The organism is Sporosarcina quadrami, from assembly GCF_014836615.1.
GTDB classification, from domain to species: domain Bacteria; phylum Bacillota; class Bacilli; order Bacillales_A; family Planococcaceae; genus Sporosarcina; species Sporosarcina quadrami.
Genome location: NZ_JACSQN010000002.1, coordinates 136,638 through 149,691 on the forward strand (window position 1 = coordinate 136,638; position 13,054 = coordinate 149,691).

11 protein-coding genes are annotated in these 13,054 nt (G+C 41.7%); 10 read left to right on the forward strand and 1 reads right to left on the reverse strand.

The window, feature by feature from the left end:
* The 10 genes from H9649_RS02635 to H9649_RS02680 all read left to right on the forward strand — a co-directional run bounded on the left by H9649_RS02635 (window position 1) and on the right by H9649_RS02680 (window position 11,058).
* Complete coding sequence (locus H9649_RS02635) at window positions 1-1,278, forward strand: dihydroorotase (protein ID WP_191693105.1); 1,278 nt, start codon at window positions 1-3, stop codon at window positions 1,276-1,278.
* On the forward strand, window positions 1,278-2,378 hold the full coding sequence (locus H9649_RS02640) for a carbamoyl phosphate synthase small subunit (RefSeq protein WP_191693106.1): 1,101 nt from the start codon (window positions 1,278-1,280) through the stop codon (window positions 2,376-2,378). The genes H9649_RS02635 and H9649_RS02640 overlap by 1 nt, the downstream gene beginning before the upstream one ends.
* Window positions 2,371-5,568 carry a carbamoyl-phosphate synthase large subunit gene (carB, locus tag H9649_RS02645; protein WP_191693107.1) on the forward strand — a complete coding sequence of 1,066 codons (3,198 nt, stop codon included), beginning with the start codon at window positions 2,371-2,373 and terminating at the stop codon, window positions 5,566-5,568. Before H9649_RS02640 ends, carB begins: the two co-directional genes overlap by 8 nt.
* Complete coding sequence (locus H9649_RS02650; RefSeq protein ID WP_191693108.1) at window positions 5,565-6,341, forward strand: dihydroorotate dehydrogenase electron transfer subunit; 777 nt, start codon at window positions 5,565-5,567, stop codon at window positions 6,339-6,341. Before carB ends, H9649_RS02650 begins: the two co-directional genes overlap by 4 nt.
* Window positions 6,338-7,249 (forward strand): dihydroorotate dehydrogenase, encoded by a 912-nt coding sequence (locus H9649_RS02655; RefSeq protein WP_191693109.1) that lies wholly within the window; start codon window positions 6,338-6,340, stop codon window positions 7,247-7,249. Before H9649_RS02650 ends, H9649_RS02655 begins: the two co-directional genes overlap by 4 nt.
* Entirely contained in the window at window positions 7,249-7,959 is a 711-nt protein-coding gene (gene pyrF, locus H9649_RS02660; protein WP_191693110.1) for an orotidine-5'-phosphate decarboxylase, read from the forward strand. Before H9649_RS02655 ends, pyrF begins: the two co-directional genes overlap by 1 nt.
* A gap of 2 nt (window positions 7,960-7,961) precedes the next feature.
* The gene (gene pyrE, locus H9649_RS02665; protein WP_191693111.1) at window positions 7,962-8,591 is read left to right on the forward strand and encodes an orotate phosphoribosyltransferase; all 630 of its coding nucleotides are present in this window, start codon (window positions 7,962-7,964) and stop codon (window positions 8,589-8,591) included.
* A 599-nt stretch (window positions 8,592-9,190) separates the two neighbouring features.
* A complete protein-coding gene (locus H9649_RS02670; RefSeq protein WP_191693112.1) occupies window positions 9,191-9,730 on the forward strand; it encodes a GNAT family N-acetyltransferase in 540 nt (179 codons plus the stop codon).
* Between the two features lie 311 nt (window positions 9,731-10,041).
* On the forward strand, window positions 10,042-10,566 hold the full coding sequence (locus H9649_RS02675) for a helicase (protein WP_225229644.1): 525 nt from the start codon (window positions 10,042-10,044) through the stop codon (window positions 10,564-10,566).
* Window positions 10,567-10,590: 24 nt separating this feature from the next.
* The gene (locus H9649_RS02680) at window positions 10,591-11,058 is read left to right on the forward strand and encodes a hypothetical protein (RefSeq protein ID WP_191693114.1); all 468 of its coding nucleotides are present in this window, start codon (window positions 10,591-10,593) and stop codon (window positions 11,056-11,058) included.
* Window positions 11,059-11,290: 232 nt separating this feature from the next.
* Here H9649_RS02680 and H9649_RS02685 read toward each other — a convergent pair whose 3' ends face one another.
* Complete coding sequence (locus H9649_RS02685) at window positions 11,291-12,982, reverse strand: Rqc2 family fibronectin-binding protein (RefSeq protein WP_191693115.1); 1,692 nt, start codon at window positions 12,980-12,982, stop codon at window positions 11,291-11,293.
* Window positions 12,983-13,054 lie beyond the last annotated feature (72 nt).

A 13,054-nucleotide genomic window follows, 5' to 3' on the forward strand; every position in this document is an offset into this window, starting at 1 on the left:
ATGTCAAAACTCATTAAAGGTGCTCAATTACTGAACGATAAAGGGGAACTCATTGTTTCGGACGTTAGATTACAAGAGGATCGTATCACTGAAATCGGATCAGGCTTGGCAATTAACGACTCAGAAGTAATCGAAGCAGATGGGCTTGTATTGGCTCCTGGATTCATCGACGTCCATGTTCATTTACGCGAACCAGGTGGAGAGCATAAAGAAACGATCGAATCGGGTACTTTGGCAGCGGCAAAAGGCGGCTATACGACTATATGTGCAATGCCGAATACGCGCCCAGTTCCTGATACGAAAGAAAATTTGTCACTCGTCAATAATTTAATTGAAGAGAAAGCATTGATTAGAGTACTCCCATATGCATCGATAACAATTCGCGAAGCAGGTAAAGAGCGCACGAATCTTACGGAACTGAAAGAAAACGGCGCTTTCGCTTTTACAGACGACGGTGTCGGTGTCCAAGAAGCGGGCATGATGTTCGAAGCGATGCAGGATGCAGCCAAAATCGACATGGCAATCGTTGCACATTGCGAAGACAATACATTGATCTATGGCGGAGCGATGCACGAAGGTAAACGCAATAAGGAACTCGGCTTGCCGGGCATTCCTTCTATTGCTGAATCGGTGCATATTGCACGGGATATTCTGTTGGCAGAAGCTGCAGGCGCGCATTACCATGTATGTCACGTCAGCACGAAAGAATCAGTGAGAGTAATCCGTGATGCCAAAAAAGCAGGTATCCATGTTACTGCGGAAGTAAGTCCGCACCATCTTTTACTAAGTGAAGATGATATTCCTGGTGATAATGCAGATTGGAAGATGAACCCTCCGCTACGCGGAACGGAGGACCTAGAAGCTTTGCGCGAAGGACTAATGGATGGCACATTGGACTTCATAGCAACTGATCACGCACCCCATACTGCAGAAGAAAAAAGTGTTGGATTTGCTAGAGCGCCATTCGGTATTACAGGGTTTGAAACGGCATTCCCACTTTTGTATACACATTTTGTCGCAGAAGGAAAATGGTCTTTAAAGCAATTGATTGACTGGATGACAAAAAAACCTGCTGACGTATTCAATATGCCATTCGGTAAAATTGAAGTAGGAGCAATTGCGGATCTAGTGCTTCTCGATTTGAATAAAGAGCAGACAATTGACCGTAAGACTTTCTTATCAAATGGAAAGAATACACCGTTTGACGGCTGGGCTTGCAAAGGGTGGCCAGTAACTACAATTTATGGCGGAAATATCGTCTGGAAGGATGGTCAATGATGAAAAAAAGATATTTAGTACTTGAAGACGGCACGATTTTCGAAGGAACAGCATTTGGAGCAGACAGCGCATCGATTGGAGATGTTGTGTTTACAACGGGCATGACAGGCTATCAAGAAACAATTTCTAACCCGTCAGGTTTTGGACAAATTGTCGTCATGACCTATCCGCTCATTGGAAATTATGGCATTAATCGGGATGATTATGAATCCATCGAACCTGCGATTAACGGGTTGGTCGTTCGTGAACTTAGTGAAGAACCTTCAAATTTCAGAAGTTCGATGACGCTAGGCGCACTTCTTGAATTAAAGGGAATTCCAGGTATAGAAGGAATCGATACAAGAATGCTTACGAGAATCCTCCGTCAAAAGGGTTCATTGAAAGGGAAGCTAACTGCAGCTGGAGAAGAAATTAATGAAGCATATGCGATAGCGGATGTTTCATCATACGAAACTCCAAAAAACCTTGTTGCAATGATTTCTACTAAAAAACCATATCCAAGTCCTGGACGTGGCAAGCGGGTTGTTGTCATTGACTACGGATTGAAACACGGATTGCTACGAGAAATGAATAGACGGGATTATGATGTCATTGTCGTACCACACGATACATCAACAGAAGAAATTCTTGCATTAGGGCCAGATGGTATTCTGTTATCTAACGGACCAGGAAATCCTACAGACGTTGAAGGGGCTGTTGAAACGATTAAACAACTAATTGGGAAAGCGCCGATCTTCGGAATTGGACTAGGTCATCAGCTTCTTGCATTGTCATATGGTGCAAAAACGGTGAAGATGAAAATTGGACATAGCGGTGGCAACTACCCTGTGAAAGATTTGTTGACAGGCAGAACTGAACTGACTTCACAAAGTCATGGTTACAGTGTGGACGAAGAATCAATTGATACGTCCAAACTTGAAATTACACATAGAGCTCTAAACGACAACTCAGTTGAAGGATTGCGTAGCAAAAACGATGCAGCTTTCTCCGTCCAATTCCACCCAGAAGCATCACCAGGACCGGAAGATGCAAAACATCTATTTGATAGATTTGAAGACCTAATGAATGTAAGCAAGGGAGAGGGGAATTACAATGCCTAAAAGACAAGATATAGAAACGATTCTCGTAATAGGTTCTGGACCGATCGTAATCGGACAAGCTGCTGAATTCGATTATGCTGGCACACAAGCCTGCCTTTCACTGAAAGAAGAAGGGTACCGCGTAATCCTTATTAACTCCAACCCTGCTACAATTATGACGGATACAGAAGTTGCAGACAAAGTATATATTGAGCCGATTACATTGGAATTCGTCAGCCGTATCATCCGTAAAGAACGCCCTGACGCATTACTTCCGACACTAGGCGGACAAACTGGATTGAATATGGCAATTGAATTACAGGAATCAGGAATTCTAGACGAATTGAAAATCGAAATTCTTGGGACTAAGCTCGACGCAATTCATAAAGCAGAAGATCGTGATCTTTTCAGAACACTCATGAATGAACTCGGAGAACCTGTACCTGAGAGTGATATTATCCATAACCTTGAAGAAGCTTATGATTTTGTACAAAGAATCGGTTATCCAGTTATCGTCCGCCCGGCATTCACACTTGGTGGCACAGGTGGAGGGATTTGTAACAACGACAAAGAACTTGAAGAAATCGTAGCGAGCGGATTAAAATACAGCCCTGTTACGCAATGTCTCCTTGAAAAATCCATCGCCGGCTTCAAAGAAATTGAATATGAAGTGATGCGGGATTCTGCAGACAATGCGATTGTTGTATGTAATATGGAAAACGTCGACGCAGTCGGTATCCACACTGGTGACTCCATCGTGACGGCACCTTGTCAAACGATGACAGACCGCGAAAATCAGATGTTACGGAATGTTTCATTGAAAATCATCCGTGCTTTGAAAATCGAAGGAGGCTGTAATGTCCAGTTAGCCCTTGACCCACATAGCTTCAATTATTATATTATCGAAGTGAATCCACGGGTTAGCCGTTCATCAGCGCTAGCTTCTAAGGCGACGGGCTATCCAATTGCGAAACTTGCTGCAAAAATCGCTGTAGGCTTGACGCTCGACGAAATGATGAATCCTGTAACAGGAACGACTTATGCATGTTTTGAACCGACAATTGACTATGTTGTAACGAAGATCCCGCGCTGGCCTTTTGATAAGTTCGAATCTGCGAAACGAAACCTTGGTACACAGATGAAAGCAACAGGCGAAGTAATGGCAATGGGGCGTACGTTTGAAGAATCGATATTAAAAGCTGTCCGTTCACTGGAAACAGGGCAATTCGGATTGTCACTAAAACACGCGGAAGACATGACGGATGAGTGGATTGAAAAACGTATTAGAAGAGCAGGGGACGAGCGTCTATTCTTCATCGGCGAAGCACTTCGCAGAGGAGTATCGATTGAAACATTACATGAATGGAGCATGATCGACGTCTTCTTCTTGCGGAAGTTTGAAAAAATCGTTCAATTTGAAGAACAGCTGAAGGCAAATCCACAAAATATCGACGTCTTATATAAAGCAAAGCGCATGGGCTTCTCAGATGTAACAATCGCTCAGCTTTGGGATGAAAATGAACGTACAATATATGATTTACGGAAAGAACATGGAATCATACCAGTTTACAAAAAAGTTGACACATGCGCAGGTGAATACGAATCCGATACACCGTACTTCTACGGAACGTACGAACAGGAAAACGAATCGATTAAATCGGAAAAGAAGAGTGTAGTTGTTCTCGGTTCTGGTCCGATTCGTATAGGGCAAGGTGTAGAATTCGACTATGCGACAGTTCACTCCGTATGGGCGATTCAACAAGCTGGTTATGAAGCAATCATCATCAATAACAATCCTGAAACGGTTTCAACAGACTTCTCTATATCCGATAAGTTGTATTTTGAACCGTTGACGCTTGAGGATGTTATGCATATCATCGATTTAGAACAGCCTGAAGGCGTCATTGTTCAATTCGGTGGACAAACTGCTATCAACTTGGCTGCAGGACTTGAAGCTCGTGGGGTTAAAATTCTAGGAACGACTCTAGAAGATATTGACCGTGCAGAAAACCGTGACAAGTTCGAACGTGCATTACATGAAATCGGTATTCCGCAACCATTAGGTAAAACAGCAGTGTCTGTTCCTGAAGCAGTGGCAATTGCTAATGAAATCGGCTATCCCGTACTTGTAAGACCTTCCTACGTTCTTGGCGGACGTGCTATGGAAATTGTGTATCTTGAATCGGAACTGTTACATTACATGGAGCATGCTGTACAAGCAAGCCCTGAACATCCTGTACTGATCGACCGCTATTTGACAGGTACAGAAATTGAAGTGGATGGCATTTGTGATGGAGAACATGTAGTCATACCGGGTATTATGGAACATATCGAACGTGCAGGTGTTCATTCTGGTGACTCAATCGCAGTGTATCCACCACAAAATCTGTCTGCATCAATGGTTGAGACAATTGTGGATTACACAAAACGTCTTGCACTCGGCTTAAATATAAAAGGGTTATTGAACATTCAGTTCGTCATTTCTGAAGGGCAAGTGTATGTAATCGAAGTCAATCCAAGATCTAGCCGAACAGTACCATTCTTGAGCAAAATCACCAATATACCGATGGCGAACATCGCGACAAAAGCTATTTTGGGCCAATCCATCGTCGAGCAGGGCTATAAAGACGGCTTGGCAAATATTCCAGCAGGCGTCTATGTAAAAGTACCGGTATTCTCATTCGCAAAATTACGTCGTGTCGATATCACACTAGGACCTGAAATGAAATCGACCGGGGAAGTTATGGGGAAAGACGTGACACTTGAAAAAGCCCTTTACAAAGGACTTGTCGCTGCGGGAATGGAAATAAAGGAATACGGTTCTGTACTAATGACCGTTTCTGATAAAGATAAAGAGGAAATCGTTGATCTTGCAAAACGTTTCATTAATATCGGTTATCATATCATGGCAACTGAAGGAACAGCTAAAACTTTGGAAGAATCGAATATCAAAGTGGAGACAGTTGGTAAAATAGGATCTGACGGTCCAACTTTAATCGATGTCATTCAAAAAGGTGATGCCCAACTCGTCATCAACACATTGACGAAAGGGAAACAACCTGAACGCGATGGCTTCAGAATTAGACGTGAATCTGTAGAAAACGGCATCCCGTGCCTAACGTCAATCGATACAGCGGAAGCAATGCTGCGCGTCATTGAATCGATGACTTTCCAAACAGATGAAATGGCAAAACAGACGGTGACATTATGATTATCCAAGACAGGATGACCGTTGTCGGACAGAGGCAAATTGCCAAGGATATCTTTGAAATGAAACTTACAGGAAAGCTGGTCGGGGAAATCGATTCCCCAGGCCAGTTTGTCCATATCCGTGTATCGGATTCATTCGAACCGTTACTTCGAAGACCAATTTCCATCGCATCCATCAACAGTGACTGCAACGAAATGACGATCATCTATCGGGCGGAAGGGCGTGGTACTTCATTGTTGTCGCTTAAACGTGCAGGGGATGAAGTGGATGTGCTTGGACCGCTCGGCAACGGCTTCCCTGTAGATGAAACAGCAACAGGAGACACGGCAATTTTGATTGGTGGTGGGATTGGCGTTCCACCCCTTTACGAATTGTCGAAACAACTAACTGCTAAAGGCGTCAAGTGTGTGCATGTGCTAGGCTTCCAAACTGCTGACGCTTCATTTTATGAAGATGCATTTAGTCAGCTTGGTGAAACGTATATCGCTACAGTAGATGGAACGCAAGGAACGGCAGGATTTGTGACAGATGTAATGAAAAATTTTGATGAAGAATTTTCAACCTACTATAGCTGTGGTCCTATGCCGATGTTGAATGCTGTGCAATCTGCTTACGAAGGTAAAAAAGGCTTTCTTTCATTTGAACAGCGAATGGGTTGCGGTATAGGTGCTTGTTTTGCATGTGTGTGCCAAACAACGGATAAAACGGATAAGCCATACATTAAAGTATGTTCGGATGGTCCGGTATTTCCTGCAGGGGTGGTGTCGATATGAATAGATTATCAATAGAACTACCTGGCTTGCAGTTGAAAAACCCGATTATGCCGGCATCAGGCTGTTTTGGTTTCGGTAAAGAATACGGCAATCTATATGACTTGTCCCAACTGGGCGCAATTATGATCAAAGCGACGACATTAGAAACACGCTTTGGCAATCCGACTCCACGGGTAGCTGAGACAGCAGCTGGAATGCTGAATGCGATCGGTCTTCAAAATCCAGGCTTGCAAGGCGTGATGGACAATGAATTGCCTTGGCTTGAGCAATTTGATGTTCCGATTATTGCAAACGTAGCGGGCACAGAAACAGCAGATTACGTGGAAGTAGCACAAAAGATTTCATCTGCGCCGAATGTGAAAGCTTTGGAATTGAACATCTCCTGTCCTAACGTCAAATGTGGCGGAATCACTTTCGGTACAGACCCACAACAAGCACATGATCTGACGGCAGCGGTAAAAAAAGTATCACAAGTACCGGTGTACGTGAAACTATCTCCAAATGTTACGAATATAAAAGAAATTGCTAATGCAGTAGAAACGGCAGGAGCAGACGGTATAACGATGATTAACACATTAGTCGGTATGCGGCTCGATCAAAAAACAGGCAGACCGATCATTGCTAACGTTACAGGTGGTTTATCAGGACCAGCGGTCAAGCCGGTTGCCATACGAATGGTATATGAAGTGAGCCAGGTAGTTAACATTCCCATTATAGGTATGGGAGGGGTTGCGAATGCAGAAGATGTCATTGACTTCCTTTCAGCTGGTGCAAGTGCTGTAGCAGTAGGTACGGCAAACTTCGTCGATCCATTCGTCTGTCCAAACATTATTAAAGAATTGCCGGCAAAACTCGATGCTCTACAAATCGATCATATTTCAGAACTTATCGGAAGGAGCCACCCATAATGAAAACCTCTCCAATTATTGCGTTGGATTTTGAATCCGCAGAAAAGACGATAGAGTTCCTTCGTGCATTTAATGGTGATGTAAACGTAAAAGTTGGAATGCAACTTTATTACAAAGAAGGCCCTGCAATCATCGCTAAGCTAAAAGAACTTGGATTTGATATTTTCCTCGATTTGAAACTGCATGATATTCCGAATACTGTAAAGTCAGCTATGCAATCACTAGCTAGTCTAGGTGTCGATCTAGTCAATGTCCACGCTGCTGGAGGAAAGACGATGATGGAATCGGCTCTTGAAGGGTTGGACAAAGGTACACCTTCAGGAATGAAACGCCCGTCAATCATTGGTGTAACTCAACTGACATCTACGGATGAACGACAAGTCCGTGACGAGCAGCTCATTCAAGCGTCTTTGCGAGATTCTGTCCTCCATTATGCGAAACTTACGAAAGAAGCAGGATTGGATGGAGTAGTATGCTCCGTGCATGAGGCGTCTATCATACAAGAAGTTTGTGGAAGTGAGTTCCTGAAAGTGACACCAGGAATCCGTTTGCCTGAAATTGGTGCGCATGACCAGAAAAGAATTGCAACTCCTGAAGAAGCGAGAAAAGAAGGATCTACCCATATTGTAGTTGGTAGAGCAATCACAGGTGCGAAAGATCCACTAGCCGCGTATGAACATATTAACGCTCGTTGGAAAGGGATGGAATAAGTATGGAGAAAAAAGAAATCGCGAAAATCTTATTGAATGTCGGAGCTGTAGAACTTAGCCCTGAAGATCCGTTCACATGGGCATCGGGCATCCAGTCCCCAATCTATTGTGATAACCGGTTGACGATGTCTGATCCCGTCGGCCGCAAAAAAATTGCTGAAGGACTTGCGAGTCTCATTAAAGAGCATTATCCTGAAACAACTCTAATTGCAGGTACAGCCACTGCAGGCATCCCACATGCTGCGTGGATTGCAGATATCCTCGGATTACCGATGGTGTATATTCGTTCTAAAGCAAAAGGGCACGGCCGTAGCCGCCAAATCGAGGGGAAAGTAACTTCTTCGGATAAAGCGATCATCATTGAAGATTTGATTTCAACTGGTGGAAGCAGTTTGAATGCAGTTGAAGCACTCCTTTCGGAAAATGTTGAAGTGACTGGCGTTGTTTCCATATTTACATATGAACTCGAAAGTGCGGACAAGGCTTTTGAAGAAGCAGGACTGAGCTACAAGAGTTTGACAGACTTCAATGCATTAACTGAAGCCGCTAAAGAAAGCGGAGCAATTACGGATGCATCGATCAGTGAGCTTCTTAAATGGCATGGTAAGTTGAAGGCTGGTTTATTGAAATAATGAAATGATGAAATGGGATTGTGATTAACCCTTTCAAATGAGTGGTACAAGTTTAAAATAACAAACGAAATAAAATCGAATTAGAAAATCAATCAGCATCGCAAATAGCGATGCTTTTTCCGTTTTCAAGAGGAGCTTTTACATATCTTTGTTATAATCATTTTAGAATCTAAAAGAGGGATTCATGTTCAATGATTGGAGTTAATTTTGATTTTCCTTATTTTATGTGTTCTTTACAGAAATTAAGGCAGTGATGCTCGAAAAGTTAATCCCTCCGAAGTCGGCCGTCTTCCGCTCCAAGCAACGGAAAGTAGTTATTCTAAAGCAAGTATTCTAGAAATGGGCCAGCATCAAATGTTGCTTTGCGTTCCGGCGCACGCTTTCCGCGGGCACGGCTTCAGCCTCCTCGTCGCGAAGGGCACGCTCCTGTGGGGTCTTCAGCTCGCGCTTTTCCCGCAGGAGTCGGCGCCTGCACTCCAAGCAACGAAGAGTAGTTATTACAAAGCAAGTGTTCCAGAAACGGGCCAGCTAATGGAATAAGTCAAAACTTAATCAATTGGGTTTCCGTCTAATAAAATGTTACATAGGGGGCTAAAGAGATGAGAACAACGGAGCTACCGAAAGTTGAAATAAGGGAATTAACTCTTGATGATGTAGAAGATCGGTATCAATGGTGTTTAGATAAAGAAGTGACAAAGCACCTGAATATGCCAGAAAAGTTTCCTCCGTTTAGTAGGGAAGAAACCCAAATTTGGATTGAAATGTGCATTAACAAGAGAAATGGATATGAACAAAAAGCCATTGTAACAGAAGAGAGAAAACATATTGGTTGGGTTGATTTAAAGAACATCGATAGGATGAATAGACACGCTGAATTAGGAATTGCAATTGGTGATAAAACATATTGGGGCAAAGGATATGGACTTGCTGCAATGAAAGAAATGCTTTTATGGGGATTTAACGAATTAGAACTAAACAAGATTTGGTTAAGAGTCGAAGTGGATAATGAAAAAGCAATCAAATCTTATACTCGTATGGGTTATGTAGAAGAAGGCATTTTAAGACAAGACCGATTAAGAAATGGTGAATTTGTTGACCGTGTAAGAATGAGTATCCTTAAACAGGATTTCTTCAAGTAACGGGTGCTTTAATGATATAGCACACACTTAGTTAATTGGAGTGGAAGACGGCGACTCCGGGAGGATTAGCGTGTGCCTTGAGACCCTGGACGGAGAGAAGCGAAGGAAGCGGCTCAAGCCACGCCCTCCGGAAAGCGTCCGTCTGGAACGCAAATTAACGATTCTAACACTATTCCAGAATCGGGAGCTATTCTCGAAGAATTATTGTGCGCATTTGCATAAATTAGGACAAGTAGGTAGCGACATCATAAAAGGATATGAATGAAAATTATTAATAATATCTAATTAGCAAGGAGTGGCTCCTAGTGAAAATGTATCCTGAGTTTCAAGATATTACTAGAAAAACAGAGATTGGTGGACTTACCAAATTAGAGCTCATTCGAAAATTACGACAACAATCTATCTCGTTGAATGAGTATGCTGAGATACTATTATCTAACGATAAATTTACTACATCAAAAACAAAATACAATCTGAAGACCGTTGAACTAACTATAAGGAACCTTGGCTTTCCTGGAGGAGCCACTATGCCTCAAATAATTAAACGAGCTGAAGAACTTGGTTTGGATTTGTGTCCACTTGAGGTAGGACCTCATATAAGGCTAAATTATTTAGATCAACCTGAAGGTAGTACAAGGAATCTTTCACGAGGACAAGCTCCTTCTGGGTCCATCACAATAGCAACAGAAAAAATTAGTGAAGATGATGATTTTCCGAGAGGTTTTTATCTAAGGAAAATTAGTGGTGTGTTGTGGTTACGTGGATATATTGCTGATGATTTGCACGTTTGGAAGACTGAGGATCGCTTTATCTTTTGTCAAAGGAAAGATTGTTGAACTTTATTAAAAATGAGGTGTAATATGGCTAAAGAAATGATTTACATTGATTTTACTAAAGGATATAAACAATTTGATACTAGTAAAATGAGTGAATGGACAAGTGAGGAATGGAAAGAATGGACGGCAGAACCCGATGATAATCTTGGGATTCATAAAGTCCTGTTTGATGATCCGGAATTTTATTTTAAAATGACTAGCCTCTATTATGATGAAGCTTCAAATGATATGTATGTAACATTTGATGCGCAAAATAAAACAAATAGAGATTACTCTATTCGTTTTGGGAAATGGAAAGTTGATGAACAAGAATTTGACTTATCCAATTCAACTCCAACAACATTGGGGAACAAATCGGAAATTATACATTTAAAAGAGTCTGTTAAAAGTGGTTTTCTGAAGAGTATGATCAGTATGGAAGTTAATATTATTGATGTGAATAGGAGAGCTAGAGAGTTAGTGTTTATATTAAAGATATACAGTATTTATTAAATCTATGTTATTTGGTCTGTGGAAGACATACATACTTATAACAGATGAGTTTCTATATATATGCAAAAAAAAGAATCCGTTTCAAATTCGAATTCGGATTCTTTTTTGCGGGTATTTTTGTTTTTGCACCATCGGACTGAAAGGATTGAATTGGATTCTATTCTTCCTTTTTGATGTTTAACCCGAACTTGTTACCATTTGTGAATCATTTATATGATGCGGAGACATTAACTCATTTCTTCAGTTTCCGCACGACATCTTCTTCTGGAGTGACAAATATCGTTTTCTGCTCGAAATAGATGACGAATCCGGGTTTTGATCCGTTCGGTTTTTTCACATGTTTTACTTCTGTAAAGTCAACAGGCACTGAAGATGAGCCTCTTGCCTTACTGAAGTAAGCGGAAAGAGTGGCTGCTTCCTGGATTGTCTGCTCGTCTGGATCCGCGTCATGAATGACAACATGGGATCCCGGAATATCTTTCGTATGAAACCAAACATGATCTCTTGCGGCTATTTTAAACGTCACATAATCATTTTGCTTGTTATTTTTCCCAACAGAAATAGGGATGCCAGTCGAAGATACATAATTTTCCGGTGATGGCTTTTTAGGCTTCGGCTTCTTTTTACCACGTCTTGCCTTCATTAAACCAAGATCAGCCAGCTCTTCACGTATTTCATCAATATCATCTGGTGAAGCTTGCATTACTTGTTGCTTAATCATTTCGAAATAATCGATATCCTCTTGTGCTTTTTGCAATTGCTCGGCGATCATAATCAATGCATTTTTAGCTTTTGTATAACGGGAATAAAACCGCTGCGCATTTTCAATCGGTGTCTTCCGCGGATCGAGAGGAATTGTCACTGTCGTGCCTTCCTCGTAATAATTGTCGACAGTCGCTTCCAAATCGCCTTTTTGAATGGCGTAGCTGTTTGCAGTTAATAGTTCTCCGTATAATTGGAATGTATCGAGCTTTTCTGCAGCTTGCTGTTCTTTGGAAAGTTTATTCATCTTCAGTTTTAGTTTTGCAATTTCATTGTCCAGCCATCTTTCCAAGTCCGCTGCTTGTGATTTTACACGCTCACGTTCAGCTCTTGCAAAATACACTTTGTCGAGCATTTCACCTAATGTATCGAAAGTGGCTATCGTTTTATCGGCGAATGTTAAAGCCGTTGCAGAAAATATTGTTTTGTTGCCATTTTCTGCAATGGTAGGAATTTTCAATTCACCTTTAAAAGAAGATAGGAAAGTTTTAAATATCATAAAGAATTGATCGGGACTACTACCCTGTAACCGATGTAGAATTTCTTGCGCATGAATCTGTGAGAAACCCGAAAACGCACCCACAATATCCTTTGGTTCTTCAATTTCAGAAAACACCTCTGTAAATGTCTTTTCATCTATCTCAAATGGATTTATTTTATCTTGTGGGGGTGCAGGTATATAAGGTTGTCCGGGCATGACTGTTCGATAACTATTTACCGATGGTGGCAAATGCTTTATGCTGTCAATGATTATATTACGACCGGGATCGATAAGAATCATATTACTATGTCTACCCATGATTTCAATGATCAATGTCCGTTCAATCTCATCACCAATTTCATTTTTTGCGCGAATGTTCAACTTGATAATACGATCATTGCCATCCTGTTCTATCGACTCGATCATTCCGCCTTCAAGGTGCTTTCGGAGCACCATACAAAACATCGGCGGTTCGGGTGGGTTCGTCTGCGTATCTTCGGTCAGTTGCAAACGAGAATAGGAGGGATGTGTCGAAATAAGTAATTTATGATTGCTTCTACCTGCTCTTATCATTAGAATAACTTCTTGGGTGTTCGGTTGATGAATTTTTGAAATTCGTCCATCTTTAATAATCTGTAGCTCGTCTGTCATTGCTGCTGTGAATAAACCATCAAATGCCATTGTGAATTCCTCTTTCAAACGTTTTGTTCCATTTTAGCACTCTCAGGTGTAGATATGTTATAATATGAGAAG